Here is an 18,692-nt window from a genome sequence, read left to right on the forward strand (position 1 = left end):
CGAGAGGCCACCCAGGGGCGGCCTCTCACGGCGCTCATCCGACGGCGCCGGAGACTCCTGAGGGATCAGCGAGCGGAGGGAGACCCAGCAGCGACAACGTCGCGATGCGGCTCCCTGCTCGCCCCTATGAAAGCGGAGGCGCCAAGAGGATGAGCGAAAACATTCTGTTAGTCAACAATCTGAAGAGAGCTGACCCGTTGGTCAGCTCTCTTCAGCTTTTATCCTGATCTTGTGGGATGAACCATGTGCCACGGTCGGTCACGTCCTCGACGACGTCGAGTTGATACTCGGTGATATAGCGGCGGAGTCGGTCGATAATCTCTGGACTGTCGGCGAAAACGGTCTGTCCGTTCTGTAAATTTTCGAGCTTATCGCGTGCGATTTTACCTCGATTAATAATCATGCTGTTTATACCCCCTTTTAGGAGAAGTTTTGTCTATAATTATTGTATCAGACAAGTGCCGAAATGAGTTTGACAATTGTGAAAAAAGAAAGGGGGGGTCTTGTGATCCACTTAAATGTACGATCGGCTTTTAGTTTGATGCAGAGCACGGTCCGACTTGAACAATACGTCGCGCTGATGGCCGAGCGGGGAAGCCGAGCCGTCGCGCTTGCCGACGACGCGTTATACGGTTTGCCGCAGTTCGTCCGATTATGCGAACGCTATGCGGTTAAACCCGTTATCGGGTTGCGGACAAAATTGCGGATGGACGGATTTGACGTGTCGGTCCTCGTCTACGCGTTGACCGAGGAGCAGTTACCGGAGTTATATCGTCTTGTTCAGGCCGACGGATTGATCGAGGCGACCGAACTGGCGGTAGTCATCTTACCGGAGAACTGGAAGACGAACGACCCGGTTCACAGGCGCCGTTTATATAACCATCTACTCGGTTACGTGAACGAAGATAGACTATGGCTCGGATTGCCGGCACCGCAGACGACGGAACAGGTGTTGTTGCTCAGACAACTCCGCGAGATGCGGGACGAACTCGGGACAAAACTCGTCCCGGCCCCGGAAACATGTTACATGCGACCGGAAGATTTCGAGGCGTATCGCGCCATCATCGCCATCGGCGAAGGGGAGCTCATCTCCCAAGAGGACGTGCATCAGAAAGGGAGATACGTCCGTCTGCCGAGCGAGATGAACGATTGGTTCGAGCCCGTCGAACTCGAGGCGCTCGACCGATTCGAAACGCTCGTGTCCGTCACCCGGTTGCCGCAAGCGACGACCTCCATCCCGGAGTTCGAAGGGGCCGTCGACCGCTTGAAGCGCCTCGTCGCCGATCGGTTGAAGGCGCTCGATTTGTTCCACGAAGATTATATCGAGCGGGCCCGTTATGAACTTGACGTCATCGCACGAACGGGTTTCGCTTCTTATTTCCTCATCGTCGAGGATATCGTTCGCTATGCGAAAGAACAGGGGATTGAGGTTGGACCAGGTCGTGGTTCGGCGGCAGGGTCGCTCGTCAGTTTCGCGCTTCACATCACCGAGGTCGATCCGGTACGATTCGGCCTATTGTTCGAACGATTTTTGAACCCCGAACGAATCACGATGCCAGATATCGATTTGGACTTCGAAGATGAACGACGCGACGAGGTCGTTCGTTACGTGTTGGAGAAGTATGGTCAAAACCATGCGGCCCAAATCGGTACGCTCGCCACGTTCGGTGCGAAAGCAGCGTTGCGAGATGTCGCGCGGGCGCTCGGGTTGACGCTTGAAGAGGGACAGGCGGCGAGCAAGCAAGTGAAAGATGACGGACTGGCCGGGATTTTGGCCAACCCATCGAAAGTGAAATGGTTTGCCGGCAGTCAAAAGCGGTCGCAACTCTTGAAAATCGCCACCGAGTTGGAGGGGTTACCGCGTCAAGCCTCGGTTCATGCGGCCGGACTCGTGCTCAGCCGGGAAGCGCTCGATGCAATCACACCGCTGCAACCGACGACAGGGGAACAAGTGACCCAATATAATATGAAAGATCTTGAAGCGCTCGGCCTGTTGAAAATCGACTTGCTCGGTTTGCGCAACTTGACGAGGCTCCGGCAGATGGAGGCGCTGATTCGACAGACGGACGAACTGTTCTCGTTGAAGACGATTCCACTGAATGACGCTAAGACGTTACGTGTGCTTGCCCGGGGTGACACAGATGGGATCTTTCAATTCGAATCGGAAGGGATGAAACAAGCGCTTCGGCAAGTGAAGCCGACTGAGTTCGAGGATATTGTCGTGACGATGTCACTTTATCGGCCGGGGCCGATGCAGTTCATCGACACGTATGCGAAGCGCAAGCACGGCATGCCGTATCAACCGTTTCATCCCGTCGTCGGTGACATCATGCGGACGACGAACGGGGTGCTCGTCTATCAAGAACAAGTCATGCGTTTGTTGCGAGAGCTCGCTGGCTACTCGTATGCCGAGGCCGACTTGATTCGCCGCGCCATCGCCAAGAAAGACGTCGCGGCGATTGATGTCGAGAAGACTCGGTTTTTAGAACGTTCATCGGCCCGGTTCGATCATGATTCGATGCGACAAGTGTTCTCGTGGATCGAAAAGTTTGCGGGCTACGGGTTTAACCGTTCGCACGCCGTCGCTTATAGTTTGATCAGTTATCGTTTGGCTTATGTGAAAGCACACTTTGAACGGATTTTCTATCTCGTGACGTACGACAAGACGAACGAGCTTGTCCGCATGTTGCGGAAAGGTAAGATTCCGGTCTATCCGCCTGACGTCTTGCACGGTCAAGCCGGTGCTTTTTTAGAAGGGCCGGGTGTAAGACTCGGTTTGAAAGCGGTCCAAGGTTTGACGAAACGTGACGTTGAGCGGTTGATTGAGTATCATACCGAGTTCGCCGACGTGAAGCGTCTTCTCGAACTCATGGGCTGGGGAACGAAAGACCATATGAAACTGAGACGTCTACTCGCGGCGGGAGCGTTGGACCGGATGTACCACGGTGATCGCCGTCGTGCCTTCGAGGCGGTCGAACGGCTTCGTGAAGAGACGGAGACGCACCTGCTCCCGGACGAGTTATCCGCGCTCGGATTGAAACGGTCCGCGCCGATCGAGCCGAATTGGTCCGAAGAAGAACGAGAAGCGCTCGGGACGTGGATTGTGCATTCGCCACTGACGACGGTCGCGCCGCTCTCGATCGAGACGGTGACGATTGACGAAGTGTTGCATGGCGAACGCGGATTCATCGTCGTCTACGTGGATGCGATTCGTACGTTCAAGACGAAGAAGAACGAGGAGATGGGTGTCGTCATGGTCGATGACGGTGTCTCCCAAGACGAGGTCGTCATTTTCCCCCGCGTGTTTTCACAATTTAAGCGCTCACTTTACGTCGGGAACGTCCTCTTGCTTGAAGTGCATCCGAATGAGCGGGACGGAAGGCGTCAACTCGTCGTCGAGCGGGTCCGGCCACTCCACGGTCTAGCCCTCTTCATCCGTCTGCGTTTGGAGTCGTTCGCTGACCTTGAAGAGCTGCTTCATACGTCTAAAGGGGATGTGCCGGTCGTTTGTCGGTTCTCAGATTCAAAAGAAGTGAAGCAACTGGCCTCGGCGTATGCGGTCAATCCGACAGAGTCCTTGCTCTTGGCACTGAAACAACGGTTCGGTGAAACGGATGTCGTGTTGAAACGGGTCGACTCGAAATTGCCCGGTACGAAAACTAGTACCAAGTCATAAAAAGTGGTATAATCTGTTTAATTGGTCTGACCACTTTAGAGAAAATGCCATCCAAAAAGGGAGTTGAACGGTCAGATGCATGGAAAACACGCATCCTCTTTTCACGAAAACATTTCTAAAATCAGAACGTTGATCGTCCAAGCAGCGCTTGAGCCGGGCGATCGTCTCCCGTCAGAACGGGAGCTCGCCGAGACGCTGTCCATCAGCCGTGCCTCAGTCCGTGAAGCGTTGCGGGCACTCAGCTTCCTTGGAATCGTTGAGACGAGACACGGTGGTGGCACGTTTTTATGCGAGCAAGATCGCCATCGATACATCGAGATTTTGTCTGAATTCATCGTCACGAAACAGACAAAGGCGTCGGACATCGTCGATATGTTGCGACTGCTCGAACGCTTGGCGTTGACGGAAGTCGAACCGACGCCGGAACGCGTCGCGTTGCTCGAAGCGAACGTACAGACGGACCGTGCCTTCCGGCAGCACCTCATCTTCGGTTTGAAGAATGAACTGTTCATTCGCATTTGGAGTGAAGTGAACCGGTTTTATGATGGGACGGAAGCGGGCGACCTGTATACGGAAGACGAACGTAGACGATTGTTGGAGATGTGGCGTGGGGCGGGGATGCCGGAATGAACGAGGGGGAAGCGATGACTGCTTTTTTCAAGAAACCGAAACGATATATGCCTTTGCGTCAACGAGAACCGAAAATTGACGCACCACAAGGCTTGATGACAAAATGTCCATCCTGTAAATATATGCATTATACGAAACAGTTAAACGAAAATCATAAAGTATGTGATTGTGGCTATCATTTCCCGCTCAGTGCAGATGAGCGGATTCATATGTTGGTCGACGGTCAATCGTTTGAAAAATTTGCGGGACCGCTCGTGAAAGAAAACCCGCTTGATTTTCCAGATTATGAAGATAAATTGAAAAAAGACAGGGAACGAACTGGAATCGAAGAAGCCATCGTCTGTGGTAGAGCGAAGATTGACGGACTCGCTGTCGTCGTATGCGTCATGGACGCCCGCTTCCGCATGGGATCGATGGGGGCGTATGTCGGAGAAGCGATCGCTTCAGCCGTCCGGACCGCGACGAAAGAACGTTTGCCGGTCGTCCTGTTTACTGCTTCGGGTGGTGCCCGCATGCAAGAAGGCATGGTCAGCTTGATGCAGATGGCTAATACGTCGATTGCGTTAAAACAACACGATGAAGCCGGTCTATTGTACGTCGCTTATTTGACGCACCCGACGACAGGCGGGGTGTCAGCCAGTTTTGCGATGCTCGGGGATGTGAACGTCGCTGAACCTGGGGCGTTGATCGGCTTTGCCGGACGGCGCATCATCGAACAAACGATTCGTGAGAAACTGCCAGACAACTTCCAAACTGCCGAGTTCTTGTTAGAAGCGGGTCAACTGGACGCCGTCGTTCATCGTGAACAGATGCGTTCGTTCTTGAAGAAGATGATCGAGTTACACGGCGGGGAGGTTCATCATGTTTGATCCAATCAAAGAAGTAAACGAACAGCTCGAGAAGTTACGCGAGACGGCGGAGACGAAAGGGATTGACTTATCTCGGGAAATCCGTCATCTCGAAGCGAAGCTTCATCGATTAGAAAAAGACATTTATGGGAATATGAAACCGTGGGATCGCGTACAATTGGCGCGAAACCCGAAACGGCCGACGACGCTCGATTATATCGCCCAACTGTTTCCAGATTTCATTGAGTTGCATGGTGACCGTCATGGTTATGATGATGCTGCCATTATTTCGGGACTGGCGACATTTGACGGGATACCGGTGACGATTATCGGACATCAACGAGGTCGGAACACGAAAGAGAACATGCACCGTAACTTTGGTATGCCTCACCCAGAGGGCTATCGCAAAGCGCTACGATTTATGAAGCAAGCAGAAAAGTTCAATCGTCCTGTCATCACGTTCATCGATACGAAAGGCGCTTATCCTGGAAAAGCGGCTGAAGAGCGTGGACAAAGCGAGGCGATTGCGCGCAACCTGTTCGAGATGGCGACGTTGAAAGTACCAATCATCTCGATCGTCATCGGAGAAGGTGGTTCGGGTGGGGCGCTCGGGATTGGTGTGTGTGACCGTCTGCTTATGTTAGAGAACAGTACGTATTCGGTTATTTCACCGGAAGGCGCAGCAGCGCTCTTGTGGAAAGACGCCAAGCTCGCAGAACGTGCAGCTGAAACGATGAAGATTACGGCACAAGATTTGCTGAATTTAGGGATTGTCGATGAGGTCGTCACCGAGGTGTTCGGTGGGGCTCATATCGATGTGTCATTACAGTCATCACTCTTAAAGCCTGTATTAGCACAACACATGACGGAGTTGCGAGGCCGGACTCAAAATGAGTTGTTGCAAGGGCGGGCCGCCAAATATCATCAAATTGGCACAATTGGCTCGTGAAAACGTTAACAACCGCTTCGCGTTCACGTTCATTCACTCACGGGTTGACTGTTTTGGAGCATACCCCATGCTTTTTTTTCACATACTTGTGTTGTAAAACAAAGGTCAGACATGGTATTTTATTTTCAGATTTCGTTAAAACACATAAGAGGTGAGTGACGTGAATTTAAAACGTATTGCGGTATTGACAAGTGGGGGAGATGCCCCTGGAATGAACGCTGCAGTCCGTGCCGTGACCCGAAAAGCAATTTTCGAAGGTCTTGAAGTGTACGGTGTGTATAACGGCTATCAAGGTCTAATCGAAGGAGATCTCGTGGAGTTGAACCTTGGTTCGGTCGGCGACATCATTCAACGTGGAGGAACATTCTTACGTTCAGCCCGTTGCCCTGAGTTTAGAACGGAAGAGGGTCGTGCGAAAGCGGTCGAACAATTGAAGAAATTCAACATCGACGCACTTGTAGTAATTGGTGGAGACGGTTCATACCGTGGCGCCCAAAAGTTGACGGAACTTGGTTTCCCAACAATCGGTCTCCCAGGAACGATCGATAACGATATCCCTGGTACAGATGCGACAATCGGATTCGACACGGCGCTCAACACGGCGCTTGATGCGATTGACAAAATCCGTGACACAGCGTCTTCGCATGAACGGACGTATGTCATTGAAGTGATGGGCCGCGATGCAGGTGACATCGCACTTTATGCCGGTCTTGCCGGTGGTGCTGAGTCAATTCTCGTCCCAGAACGTCCTGAAGACTTGAGCGCGATCGTGGAACGTATCAACCATGGTGTGGCTCGAGGTAAGAAACACTCGATCGTTGTCGTCGCCGAAGGTGCCGGTAGTGCCGAGGAAGTCGGAAAGATGATCGCTGAGAAAACAAACTCAGAGACACGCGTGACGATTCTTGGACACATCCAACGCGGTGGTTCCCCAACTGCTGCTGACCGTGTGCTTGCGAGCCGTATGGGAGCTTATGCTGTCGAGATTTTACTCGAAGGCAAGGCAGGACGTGTCGTCGGCATTCGTGCCGGTAAGATGATGGATCTCGATATCGATGAAGCGCTTGACAACAACAAGCACACGATCGATATGCAGTTGATCGATCTTTCGAACCAACTTTCGATTTAACGAGTACCAGTGAACTCCACAGAGACGGGATCAGGTCGGACGACCCCCCGTTTTCTGTGTGTAAATGTAATACATCCCCTAGGAGGTTTTTATTTATGCGTAGAACGAAAATTGTATGTACGATTGGACCAGCTTCAGAGAAACGTCTTCCGGAAATGATTGAAGCCGGAATGAACGTCGCACGTCTCAACTTCTCACACGGTGACTATGAAGAGCACGGCGCGCGTATTCGCGACATCCGTGAAGCATCAAAAGCTGCCGGCAAAGTTGTGACAGTTCTTCTTGATACGAAAGGTCCTGAAATTCGTACACATACGTTTGAAGAAGGAAAAGCACTCCTCGAAAAAGGTAAAGAAGTCATCATCGTCTCGACAGAAGAAATCGTCGGAACGAAAGATCGTTTCTCAGTCACGTACGAAGGCTTGTACGAAGACGTTGAAGTCGGTTCACGCATCATGCTCGACGACGGACTCATTGGTCTCCTTGTCGTTGAGAAGCTCCCGAACCGTGACCTTCGTTGCGTCATCGAAAACGAAGGCGTCATCAAGACGAAGAAAGGTGTCAACTTGCCTAACGTCAAAGTGAACCTTCCTGCCCTTACAGACAAAGACATCGCCGACATCGAGTTCGGTATTTCACAAGACATCGATGTCATCGCGGCATCGTTCGTCCGTCGTGCGTCTGACGTCGTTGAGATTCGTCAACTTCTCGAGCGCAACAACGCGTCACACATCAAAATCTATCCAAAAATCGAAAACCAAGAAGGTGTCGACAACATCGACGAAATCTTGGCGATTTCTGACGGTTTGATGGTCGCTCGTGGTGACCTCGGAATCGAGATCCCAACAGAAGAAGTCACACCAGTTCAAAAAGAATTGATCAAGAAGTGTAACGACCTCGGGAAACCGGTCATCACGGCTACACAAATGCTTGATTCAATGCAACGCAACCCGCGTCCAACACGTGCGGAAGCATCTGACGTTGCCAACGCCATCCTCGATGGTACGGATGCGGTCATGCTTTCAGGTGAGACGGCAGCAGGGGACTACCCAATCGAGTCAGTTCAAATGCAAGCAGCGATCGCTGTTCGTACTGAGCAAATGCTCGACTACAAAAACTTGCTCAAAGATCGTCAGAAGCGCAGTGAGCACACGGTAACGGATGCAATCTCACAAGCGGTTGCCCACACGGCAATCAACTTGAACGCGAAAGCGATTTTGACACCGACACAATCAGGTTACACGGCTGCTCGTACAGCGAAGTATCGTCCAGAGGCGAACATCATCGCGGTCACAGAGTCAGAGCGTGTGGCACGTCAATTGAACCTCGTTTGGGGCGTGTACCCAATCGTGGCTGACACGATGCCGAACAACACGGATGAGATGTTGGTACAAGCTTCAGAAGCAGCTCGTCACGCTGGATTCGTCACAGACGGTGATCTCGTTGTCATCTCGGCTGGTATCCCGGCTGCGACTGCGGGTACGACGAACATGATGAAAGTTCATATCGTCGGTCACGCCCTCGCAAACGGACGCGGCATCGGTGAGCGTGGTCTCGTCGGTGAAGTCGTCATTGCGAACAATGCAGACGAAGCGAATGCGAAAGCGAAAGAGGGCATGATCCTCGTCGCGCCATTCACAGATAAAGAAATGATGCCAGCGATTGAAAAAGCGGCTGGAATCATTACAGAAGACGGTGGATTGACGAGCCATGCCGGCATCGTCGGACCATCACTCCGTAAACCGGTCATCGTCGGTGTCGAAGCTGCGACATCAACGTTCCGCGACGGTCAGATGATTTCAATCGACCCACTTACTGGTAAAATCTACAACGCGTAATCGAATGTCAATCGAACCGACTCTCTTATGAGTCGGTTCTTTTTCCATTCAGAAAGAGAGTGTATGATGAGTGCATATTTGTTCTTATTGCTGCTCGTGTTGATTGGTGTGATCTCCCATAATCAATCGGTCATCATCGCTAGCAGCGTCTTATTGATTATTAAAGCCGTCGGGTTCGGCGATCAGCTATTCCCGACGCTCGCTTCAAAAGGCATCCATTGGGGCGTGACGATTATCACGATTGCCGTCCTCGTCCCGATTGCGACCGGAGACATCGGTTTTAGAGAATTGTGGAATAGTATTAAAGGGCCGGTCGGCATCATCGCTTTCAGTTCAGGAATCTTCGTCGCGCTCGCTGCGGCTCAAGGAGTTCAACTCATGCGGGTTGATCCCGTCGTGACGACGGCACTCCTCGCCGGGACCATTCTAGCCGTCGGTTTCATGAAAGGCGTTCCGGTCGGGCCGCTCGTCGGAGCCGGTATCGCCGCCTTGATTTTAGGTGGATTTAGCCTGATTGAAAAGTGGTTCTGACATTTTTTGACGGCTGGATACGCTTACATTTCTTTTTTTCAGTAAATTGTTTATACTAGATAAAGGACAGGGTGGAGCGAGCTCGAAACGGATTGGGGAAAGTGTTCGAGTTCCCGCCCTTATTCCCTACACAAGAGACTGTATGATGCGGTCAATCACTTTTAAAGATTGAGGGGGAGTTATTGATGTCAACGACAAAAGGTTTAGAAGGAATTGTGGCAGCAGCCTCAAAAGTCAGTTCGATTATTGACGGACAATTGACTTATGGAGGATACACAATCGACGATTTGGCGGACCACGCCACATTTGAGGAGGTTGTTTTCCTACTATGGAACGACCGTCTTCCAAAAGCTGACGAATTAACTGAGCTCTCCGAAGCGCTCGTGAAAGAAGCCAAATTGCCAGAAGAAGTGATCGCGACGCTTGAGCGGGCGCCGAAGTCGGCCAATGCGATGGCGACGATTCGGACGGCCCTTTCACAGCTCGCGCTTTATGATGAAGAGGCTGAAGATATGAGCACAGAAGCGAACATGCGCAAGGCGATCCGTCTCCAAGCGCAAGTCGCCACGATCGTGACGGCGTTTGCTCGTCTTCGTAAAGGTGAACAACCGGTTGCGCCGAAGCCTGGTTTGTCGTATGCGGCCAATTTCTTATATATGTTGAATGGAGAAGAACCGAGCGAAGTCGCCGAGAAGACGATCGACAAGGCGCTCATCCTTCATGCCGATCACGAATTGAACGCTTCGACGTTCACGGCCCGCGTCTGCGTCGCCACATTGTCGGATATTTATTCAGGTGTGACGGCGGCGATGGGCGCCCTTAAAGGCCCGCTCCACGGTGGTGCCAACGAGGCGGTCATGAAGATGCTTCATGAAATCGGATCGGTCGACAAAGTCGAAGACTACGTCCGCGGCAAGTTCGAACGCCGTGAGAAGATTATGGGCTTCGGTCACCGTGTCTATAAGGACGGCGACCCGCGCGCGAAACACTTGAAAGAGATGAGCCGCCAATTGACGGCCCAAATCGGCGAACCAGAATGGTACGAGATGTCTGAGAAAATCGATCATCTCGTCGAGACGGAAAAAGGCTTGAAACCGAACGTCGATTTCTATTCGGCCTCTACGTATTATGCGCTCGGCCTCGAAGAAGAGTTGTTCACGCCAATCTTCGCCGTCTCGCGCATGTCAGGATGGATTGCCCATATCCTTGAACAATATGCGGACAACCGCTTGATTCGTCCTCGCGCCGAGTATGTCGGAGAGACAAACCGGTCTTACGTCCCGGTGAATGAGCGTTAATTGACGCGATACGAGAAGATCGAGTCACAATTTAGACATAAACTTTGGTAAACTAACAATTGACGTAGGTCGGCGCTCGCGTCGGCCTACATAAATGTACTTAGGGGGATTTATTATGTTGACACAAAACGAAAAAATCACAGTTGAGAACGGTGTATTAAATGTGCCGAACGTACCGACGATTCCATTTATCATCGGCGACGGCACAGGTCCTGATATTTGGAACGCTTCCGTGCGCGTCTTTGATGCGGCTGTCGAAAAAGCATATGGCGGCGAGAAGAAAATCGAATGGATGGAAGTGTACGCTGGGGAGAAAGCCTTCAACCAAAAAGGTGAATGGCTTCCAAACGAGACGCTCGATGAAATTCGTGAATATTTGATCGCCATCAAAGGTCCATTGACGACACCGGTCGGCGGTGGAATCCGTTCACTCAACGTCGCACTCCGTCAAGAACTTGACTTGTATACGTGCTTACGTCCGGTCCGTTACTTCACAGGCGTCCCTTCACCAGTCAAACGCCCAGAAGATACAGACATGGTCATCTTCCGCGAGAACACAGAAGATATTTACGCAGGAATCGAGTACGCGTCAGGTAGCGACGAAGTGAAGAAATTGATCTCGTTCTTGAAAGAAGAGATGAACGTCAACAAAATCCGTTTCCCAGAAACGTCTGGAATCGGCATCAAGCCAATCTCGTCTGAAGGAACGAAACGCCTCGTTCGTGCGGCTCTCGAATATGCGATCGCGAACAACCGTAAGTCGCTCACGCTCGTCCACAAAGGGAACATCATGAAGTTCACAGAAGGCGCCTTCAAAAACTGGGGTTATGAGCTCGCAGAAGAAGAGTACGGCGACAAAGTCTTCACATGGGCGCAGTATGACCGTATCAAAGAAGAGTCAGGCGAAGCGGCTGCGAATGAAGCGCAATCGAAAGCGGAAGCGGAAGGCAAAATCATCGTAAAAGATTCGATCGCTGACATCTTCTTGCAACAGATTTTGACACGTCCGCGTGAGTTCGACGTCGTGGCCACGATGAACTTGAACGGGGACTACATCTCGGATGCGCTCGCTGCCCAAGTCGGCGGAATCGGGATTGCGCCAGGGGCAAACATCAACTACGTGACGGGCCATGCCATCTTCGAAGCGACACACGGTACGGCACCGAAATATGCCGGCCTCGACAAGGTCAACCCGTCATCGGTCATCTTGTCAGGTGAGATGATGCTTCGTCATATGAACTGGAACGAAGCGGCTGACCTCATCATCAACTCGATGGAGAAGACGATCGCCTCGAAAGTCGTCACATACGATTTCGCCCGCCTCATGGACGGCGCGACAGAAGTGAAGTGTTCAGAGTTTGCAGATGAACTAATCAAAAACATGTAATTCATCAGTTAAACCAAGGGGGAGAGCACAATGATTCGTCGCAATAAGATTTCGGTGATCGGTAGCGGATTCACAGGGGCCACGACGGCACTGTATTTGGCTCAAAAAGAACTCGGTAACGTCGTACTACTCGATATTAAAGAGAACGAGAATCCGACGAAGGGAAAAGCGCTCGATATGCAAGAGGCGGCGCCGATTCAAGGATTTGACTCGTGGATCACGGGGACATCGGATTACGCCGACACGGCAGAATCGGATATCGTCGTCATCACAGCGGGAATCGCGCGCAAGCCAGGCATGAGCCGAGACGACCTCGTCTCGACGAACGCCAAGGTGATGCGGACGGTCACGAAAGAAGTGGCCCGTTATTCACCCGATGCGATTTTGATCATCTTGACGAACCCGGTCGACGCGATGACGTATGCGGCTTTCAAAGAATCGGGCTTCCCGAAAGAGCGAGTGATCGGTCAATCGGGCGTCCTCGATACGGCTCGCTTCCGGACGTTCGTTGCAGCGGAATTGAACGTCTCCGTGAAAGACGTGTCTGGATTCGTGCTCGGTGGGCACGGGGATGACATGGTTCCGCTCATTCGCTACTCGTACGCGGGTGGTATCCCGCTCGAGAAATTGTTACCGAGTGATCGGGTCGAAGCGATTGTCAATCGGACTCGTAAAGGTGGCGGTGAGATCGTCCAGCTGCTCGGAAACGGTTCTGCGTATTATGCGCCGGCAGCGGCCATCGTCGAGATGGTCGAAGCGATTTTAAAAGATCAACGACGTATTTTACCGGCCATCGCCTATCTCGATGGTGAGTACGGTTTCCACGACTTGTATCTCGGTGTGCCGACGATTCTTGGTGCGAACGGGATTGAACGTGTGCTCGAACTTGAATTGACGGAAGAAGAAGCGGCCGCACTCGAGCGTTCGGCTGATTCGGTACGCTCCGTCTTGAACGTCCTTAACTGATTCCTCACCTCGCCTGCTTGAGCAGGCGAGGTTTTTTGTAGGCTTGGTTTTTGACGGACGCGTGCTACACTGAAAGTAGAACGTGGATTTGTTTTGTTTTTGTAAAGATTTGCTTTGGGGTTGGTCGGATGTGGCATTGATTTGTAGAATAGGTAGTGTACATGACTGAACAGATAGATTAGAGGAGGAACTAAGCGTGGCCGAAAAAGTAATTGTTGTCGATGACGAGGTATCGATTGCGACGTTATTAAAGTTTAATTTAGAGCAAGCCGGATTCGAAGTCGAGACGGCGCATGATGGAAAGACCGGACTCGAACTCGCCGAGAAGCAGGACGCGGTGTTGATCGTCCTCGATTTGATGTTGCCTGAGATGGATGGACTCGAGGTCTGCAAGCGACTCCGCCAACAGAAAGTGAACACACCGATTCTCATGTTGACGGCGAAAGACGATGAGTTCGATAAAGTGCTCGGACTTGAACTCGGTGCCGATGACTATTTGACGAAACCGTTCAGTCCACGCGAAGTCGTGGCTCGGGTCAAAGCGATTTTACGACGCTCGGCCCCGCAAGAGGTACCCGCGACGGACGCGGACGTCATTGAGATTGGTGACGTGAAAATCATCGCTTCAAACTATGAAGTGTTCAAGAACGGGGAACGGCTTGAGTTGACTCCGAAAGAGTTCGAACTGTTGGCCTATCTCGCTAAAAACAAAGGCCGTGTCTTGACGCGTGACCAACTTCTATCCGCCATTTGGAATTACGACTTCGTTGGCGATACACGCATCGTCGACGTCCATATCAGCCACCTTCGGGAAAAGATTGAGCCGGTGACGAAAAAGCCGACTTATATTAAAACGATCCGTGGCCTTGGCTATAAGATGGAAGAGCCGATGCCCGAATGAAGACGTACCGCTCGCGTTTTTTGACGACGCTCATCCTGCTCGTGACGGGCGTCTTACTGACTCTCGGGATCGTGCTTGGTCAATTGTTCAAAGACTTCTACTTGGACTCTGAACGCGATCGTTTGAAAGAGGACACGGAGCTCGCCGCCCTGTATTTGGAGGGTGGCGAGCTCGAGGCGATTCAAGACTATGTCCGGCAAATCGACGACGAGAGCAGTTTCGATATTCTGCTCCTGAATCGTCGGATGGAAGTGATCGCCGGGACGCCGTTTCGAGTCGGATCGTTCGATTTTCGGATGGATGCGTCGACGATCCCGGATGACGGGACGTTCGGGAACGAGACGCGCGATGATTTGATTCAGTTCACAAAACCGATTGAACTGTCATCAGGCGACACGGTGTATCTCAGTTTCATTCGCTACGTCTCCGATTTAGAGGGTGTCTATAACCGGATTTGGTTGACGATTGCGTTGGCCTTGATGTTCTCGTTCTTTTTGATTCTTTTTGTATTGCATAACTTGACGAATCAATTCATCCGACCGATTGATGAGGCGACGATCGTGTTACGTGAACTTGCCGACGGAAACTATCGGGCCCGTGTGTACGAATTGCGTAACGATGAAGAAACGGGAAGCTTGGCCGGGTCGATTAACGTCCTCGCCCGCAACCTTGAAACGATTTCCCTTGGCGAATCCGTGCAACGCGCCAGACTCGAGTCGCTGATCGAGTATATGGGAGCAGGGTTACTGCTTGTCGACGAGCGTGGCATCGTGACACTCGTCAACCGATCGTATCGCGACATGTTCCAATACGACGATTTGATGATCGGCCAATTTTATCACGGTATTTTGCCGAGCCCAGACGTCGAGACATTGATTGAGGACGTCTATTTGACAGAAGAACCTCATCGTCGGCAATTATCGATTCGAACTGGATTTAACCAAAAGACGTATATGGTATCAGCCGCGCCGATTTTCAGCGACACGGGCATGTTACGCGGGACGACGCTTCTCTTTAACGATATTTCCGAGTTGAAACGACTCGAGAAGATGCGTAAAGATTTCGTCGCCAACGTCAGCCATGAGTTGAAGACACCGCTCACGTCGATTCGAGGATTCAGTGAAACGCTCCTCGACGGGGCGAAAGAAGTGCCTGAGTTGCGCGATCAGTTCTTGGATATCATTCAAAAAGAAGCGACGCGTATGCAGATGCTCGTTGAGGACCTGCTCGAGCTGTCGCGGCTTGAACGAGAAGATTTCCATTTGGATTTCACTCCGGTCCAGCTCAATCAGCTCGTCGAGGAAGTCTGCCTCGTGTTGAGCCAGAAAGCGGAAGGGAAATCGATTCAATTGGAATCACGCCACGACGGGGAAGTCGTGTTGCAAGCGGACATGAACCGTATCAAGCAAGTCATTTTGAACCTTGTTGCCAACGCGATCAACTATTCGCCGGAAGGCAGCCGCGTCGAGATTGCGGTCGAAAAGAGAGGGGACGGTTCTTACTTGATTGTCAAAGATAATGGCATCGGCATCGCGCCGAAAGAAGTGAGCCGAATCTTTGAACGATTCTATCGGGTCGATAAAGCACGAAGCCGGAACTCGGGAGGGACCGGTCTCGGCCTCGCCATCGTCAAGCATATCATCGATTTACATCACGCGACGATTCAAGTGGACAGTGTGGAGGGGATGGGGACGACGTTCACCATCAAGTTCCCGCTCGCTTAACATGGAATTCATGCCGGGTTCATACCGGCTTTACAAAGCGGTGCTACTCTATAGACGAGACCTCTTCATCATCTCGTGTCCCGGCCGGTGCTCATCTCCACTCGGTCAGGAAGATTGACCCTTTTCTAGTACCTAGAAAAGGGTCTTTTTTTTCGAACGCATGTGCCCGTATGATATGATGGAACCAGATAGAATGGAGGTTGACCAATGAATAAACTACTACTTCTTGATGGAAACTCACTCACCTACCGTGCGTTTTTCGCGCTACCTCCGATGACGGATGCGAGCGGCCGCAACACGAACGCCGTGTACGGGTTCACGATGATGCTGTTAAAGTTGATGGAAGATGAACAACCGACGCATTTCGCCGTCGCATTTGATGCATCGAAAAAGACGTTCCGACACGATACGTACGCCGACTATAAAGGTGGGCGGCAGAAAACCCCAGGGGAACTCCGTGAGCAGTTCCCGATCGTCCGCGAGATTTGTGAGGCGTTTGGCATCAAGGTGCTCGAACTCGACCAGTATGAGGCCGATGACATCATCGGGACACTATCAAAAAATACCGAATTCGACCAAGTGACGGTCGTCACCGGAGATAAAGATTTACTGCAACTGATTGACGACCGCGTCACCGTCTATTTGACGAAACGTGGGATCACCGACGTCGAGACGATGGACGCAGCGGCGTTCAAAGAGCGCTATGACGGACTCACCCCGCTCCAAATGATCGATTTGAAAGGGCTGATGGGGGATAAGTCGGATAATATCCCGGGCATTCCTGGCGTTGGTGAAAAGACGGCCCTCAAACTGCTCACGGCTTACGGCTCTGTTGAAGGCCTGTATGAACATACGCACGAACTGAAAGGGAAACAAAAAGAGAAAGTCGAGGCGAACGAGCGGGAAGCGCTCATGTCGAAACAATTGGCGACAATCTATACGGACGTCCCAATCGACATTAGCACGGACGAGCTGACGTTCCATCCGTATGACGCTGGAAAAGTGAAGCCGTTATTCATGAGCCTCCAGTTCAAATCACTTCTTAGCAAACTGAACCTTGAAGCGTCGAGCGAGGAAACAGTCGAAGCGCGTGAAGTGAATCGTATCGGGGTCGACGAGCAAGATTTGACGGAAGCGGTCCTGTTCCTCGAGCAACTCCGTGACGACTATTTCGAAGAACCGGTCATCGGTGTGGCCATCGCCTCGAAAGCGGGCGTGACGGTCGGAGATGTGTCGCTCTTAGACGTCCCGGCTGTACGAGATTGGTTGGCCGACGAGAAACATGCCACGATTTGTCTCGATGCGAAGCAGACAATCGTTCAATTGAAACGCCACGGCATCACGCTCCGAGGCTATGACGATTTGCTCGTCGCCGGATATTTGCTGAACCTGTCGGGCGGGACGACACTCGATTCGATTGCTGCTCATTTCGATTACACGTTACCGGAAGACGAGGCGGTTTATGGCAAGGGTGCGAAGCTGCACGTCCCGGAACAGGACGTGCTCGAGCAACATCTCGGCGAGAAGGCGATGGCGATTTTGACGCTGTTCGTAAACGTCGGCAAAGAACTCGACCAAAACGAACAGACATCGCTCTACGAAGATTTGGAACGACCGCTCGCCTCGGTGCTCGCCGAGATGGAGTGGGCCGGGATTCACGTCGACGTGGCGACGCTGAAAGTGATGGAAGACGATTTGCGGGAACGGTTACTTCAACTCGAGGCGGAGATTCACAGTCTCGCCGGTGAGACGTTCAATATCAACTCGCCGAAACAGCTCGGCGTCATCCTATTCGAGAAGTTGGCGTTGCCACCGGTCAAAAAGACGAAGACCGGCTACTCGACGGCAGCGGACGTGCTCGAGAAACTCGCGCCGCTCCATCCGATCGTCGAACATATTATGCATTACCGTGAGCTCGGCAAGTTGCAATCGACATACGTCGAAGGCTTGCAAAAAGTCATCAAAGACGACGGGAAGATCCACACCCGCTATACGCAGACGTTGACGCAGACCGGACGGTTGTCCTCGGTCAACCCGAACTTACAGAACATCCCGATCCGCTTGGAAGAAGGACGTCGCATTCGCAAGGCGTTCACCGCGAGCGAGTCGGACTGGATGCTGTATGCAGTCGACTATTCACAAATCGAGCTCCGTATCATGGCCCATATGTCTCAAGATGAGAAGATGCTCGAGGCGTTCCTCCATGACGAGGATATCCATACGTCGACAGCGGCTAACGTATTCCGAGTCGCCAAAGAAGAAGTGACGTCGCTCATGCGTCGTCAAGCAAAAGCGGTCAACTTCGGCATCATTTATGGCATTAGCGATTACGGGTTGTCACAAAACCTCGGCATTAGCCGAAAAGAAGCGCAGACGTTCATCGATACGTACTTTGAACAGTTCCCAGGTGTGAAACGGTTCATGGATGCCGCCATCGAGCGGGCCCGGGAACACGGGTATGTCGAGACGATGTTGAAGCGCCGCCGCAATATCCCGGACATCCAGTCTCGTAACTTCAACTTACGCGGATTCGCGGAACGGACAGCCATCAACACGCCGATTCAAGGGACAGCCGCTGACATCATCAAAAAGGCGATGATTGATGTCGACGTGGCGCTCCGGGAGTCGGGACTTCAGTCAAAACTATTGCTTCAAGTCCACGATGAACTCATCTTTGAAGGTCCTAAAGAAGAAATGGATGCGCTCGAGACAATCGTGAAACAAGCGATGGAACATACGGTCACTTTGGACGTGCCGCTCCGTGCGGACGGTTCGTTCGGTGAGACGTGGTTTGATACGAAATAAGATCGAGAAA

The 18,692-nt window shown here is 51.9% G+C and carries 14 protein-coding genes; 13 read left to right on the forward strand and 1 reads right to left on the reverse strand.

Annotated features, from left to right (window positions below):
- Positions 1 to 211: 211 nt before the first annotated feature.
- Positions 212 to 403: a YtzJ family protein gene (locus tag EVJ33_RS11730; RefSeq protein ID WP_131437352.1), complete on the reverse strand. Its 192-nt coding sequence runs from the start codon at positions 401 to 403 to the stop codon at positions 212 to 214.
- A 102-nt stretch (positions 404 to 505) separates the two neighbouring features.
- Between EVJ33_RS11730 and dnaE the strand changes: the two genes are divergently transcribed.
- The 13 genes from dnaE to polA all read left to right on the forward strand — a co-directional run bounded on the left by dnaE (position 506) and on the right by polA (position 18,682).
- On the forward strand, positions 506 to 3,676 hold the full coding sequence (gene dnaE, locus EVJ33_RS11735; protein ID WP_236634612.1) for a DNA polymerase III subunit alpha: 3,171 nt from the start codon (positions 506 to 508) through the stop codon (positions 3,674 to 3,676).
- 75 nt (positions 3,677 to 3,751) lie between these two features.
- The gene (locus tag EVJ33_RS11740; RefSeq protein ID WP_131437356.1) at positions 3,752 to 4,306 is read left to right on the forward strand and encodes a FadR/GntR family transcriptional regulator; all 555 of its coding nucleotides are present in this window, start codon (positions 3,752 to 3,754) and stop codon (positions 4,304 to 4,306) included.
- A 14-nt stretch (positions 4,307 to 4,320) separates the two neighbouring features.
- The gene (accD, locus tag EVJ33_RS11745; RefSeq protein WP_131437358.1) at positions 4,321 to 5,175 is read left to right on the forward strand and encodes an acetyl-CoA carboxylase, carboxyltransferase subunit beta; all 855 of its coding nucleotides are present in this window, start codon (positions 4,321 to 4,323) and stop codon (positions 5,173 to 5,175) included.
- Positions 5,168 to 6,103 (forward strand): acetyl-CoA carboxylase carboxyltransferase subunit alpha, encoded by a 936-nt coding sequence (locus EVJ33_RS11750; protein WP_131437360.1) that lies wholly within the window; start codon positions 5,168 to 5,170, stop codon positions 6,101 to 6,103. Before accD ends, EVJ33_RS11750 begins: the two co-directional genes overlap by 8 nt.
- A 160-nt stretch (positions 6,104 to 6,263) precedes the next feature.
- Positions 6,264 to 7,232 (forward strand): 6-phosphofructokinase, encoded by a 969-nt coding sequence (gene pfkA / locus EVJ33_RS11755; protein ID WP_131437362.1) that lies wholly within the window; start codon positions 6,264 to 6,266, stop codon positions 7,230 to 7,232.
- 95 nt (positions 7,233 to 7,327) lie between these two features.
- Positions 7,328 to 9,070, forward strand: coding sequence for a pyruvate kinase (pyk, locus tag EVJ33_RS11760; RefSeq protein ID WP_131437364.1), 1,743 nt, complete (start codon positions 7,328 to 7,330; stop codon positions 9,068 to 9,070).
- 66 nt (positions 9,071 to 9,136) lie between these two features.
- Positions 9,137 to 9,601, forward strand: coding sequence for a DUF441 domain-containing protein (locus tag EVJ33_RS11765; protein WP_131437366.1), 465 nt, complete (start codon positions 9,137 to 9,139; stop codon positions 9,599 to 9,601).
- Positions 9,602 to 9,786: 185 nt separating this feature from the next.
- Positions 9,787 to 10,899: a citrate synthase gene (gene citZ / locus EVJ33_RS11770; RefSeq protein ID WP_131437368.1), complete on the forward strand. Its 1,113-nt coding sequence runs from the start codon at positions 9,787 to 9,789 to the stop codon at positions 10,897 to 10,899.
- Positions 10,900 to 11,017: 118 nt separating this feature from the next.
- Positions 11,018 to 12,286, forward strand: coding sequence for an NADP-dependent isocitrate dehydrogenase (gene icd, locus EVJ33_RS11775; protein WP_131437491.1), 1,269 nt, complete (start codon positions 11,018 to 11,020; stop codon positions 12,284 to 12,286).
- A gap of 30 nt (positions 12,287 to 12,316) precedes the next feature.
- Positions 12,317 to 13,252: a malate dehydrogenase gene (gene mdh / locus EVJ33_RS11780; protein WP_131437370.1), complete on the forward strand. Its 936-nt coding sequence runs from the start codon at positions 12,317 to 12,319 to the stop codon at positions 13,250 to 13,252.
- 196 nt (positions 13,253 to 13,448) lie between these two features.
- Positions 13,449 to 14,153 (forward strand): response regulator transcription factor, encoded by a 705-nt coding sequence (locus EVJ33_RS11785; protein ID WP_131437372.1) that lies wholly within the window; start codon positions 13,449 to 13,451, stop codon positions 14,151 to 14,153.
- A complete protein-coding gene (gene pnpS / locus EVJ33_RS11790; protein ID WP_131437374.1) occupies positions 14,150 to 15,877 on the forward strand; it encodes a two-component system histidine kinase PnpS in 1,728 nt (575 codons plus the stop codon). Before EVJ33_RS11785 ends, pnpS begins: the two co-directional genes overlap by 4 nt.
- A gap of 207 nt (positions 15,878 to 16,084) precedes the next feature.
- On the forward strand, positions 16,085 to 18,682 hold the full coding sequence (gene polA / locus EVJ33_RS11795) for a DNA polymerase I (RefSeq protein WP_131437376.1): 2,598 nt from the start codon (positions 16,085 to 16,087) through the stop codon (positions 18,680 to 18,682).
- Positions 18,683 to 18,692: the final 10 nt, after the last annotated feature.

The sequence above is a fragment of the Exiguobacterium sp. SL-10 genome (assembly GCF_004337025.1).
In the GTDB taxonomy this organism is placed as follows: Bacteria; Bacillota; Bacilli; order Exiguobacteriales; family Exiguobacteriaceae; genus Exiguobacterium.

Coding starts and splice junctions, on each gene's coding strand:
- pnpS (WP_131437374.1), top strand. CDS start 14,150: ATGAAGACGTACCGCTCGCGTTTTTTGACGACGCTCATCCTGCTCGTG.
- polA (WP_131437376.1), top strand. CDS start 16,085: ATGAATAAACTACTACTTCTTGATGGAAACTCACTCACCTACCGTGCG.
- EVJ33_RS11730 (WP_131437352.1), bottom strand. CDS start 403: ATGATTATTAATCGAGGTAAAATCGCACGCGATAAGCTCGAAAATTTA.
- EVJ33_RS11740 (WP_131437356.1), top strand. CDS start 3,752: ATGCATGGAAAACACGCATCCTCTTTTCACGAAAACATTTCTAAAATC.
- citZ (WP_131437368.1), top strand. CDS start 9,787: ATGTCAACGACAAAAGGTTTAGAAGGAATTGTGGCAGCAGCCTCAAAA.
- accD (WP_131437358.1), top strand. CDS start 4,321: ATGACTGCTTTTTTCAAGAAACCGAAACGATATATGCCTTTGCGTCAA.
- pyk (WP_131437364.1), top strand. CDS start 7,328: ATGCGTAGAACGAAAATTGTATGTACGATTGGACCAGCTTCAGAGAAA.
- EVJ33_RS11750 (WP_131437360.1), top strand. CDS start 5,168: ATGTTTGATCCAATCAAAGAAGTAAACGAACAGCTCGAGAAGTTACGC.
- mdh (WP_131437370.1), top strand. CDS start 12,317: ATGATTCGTCGCAATAAGATTTCGGTGATCGGTAGCGGATTCACAGGG.
- EVJ33_RS11765 (WP_131437366.1), top strand. CDS start 9,137: ATGAGTGCATATTTGTTCTTATTGCTGCTCGTGTTGATTGGTGTGATC.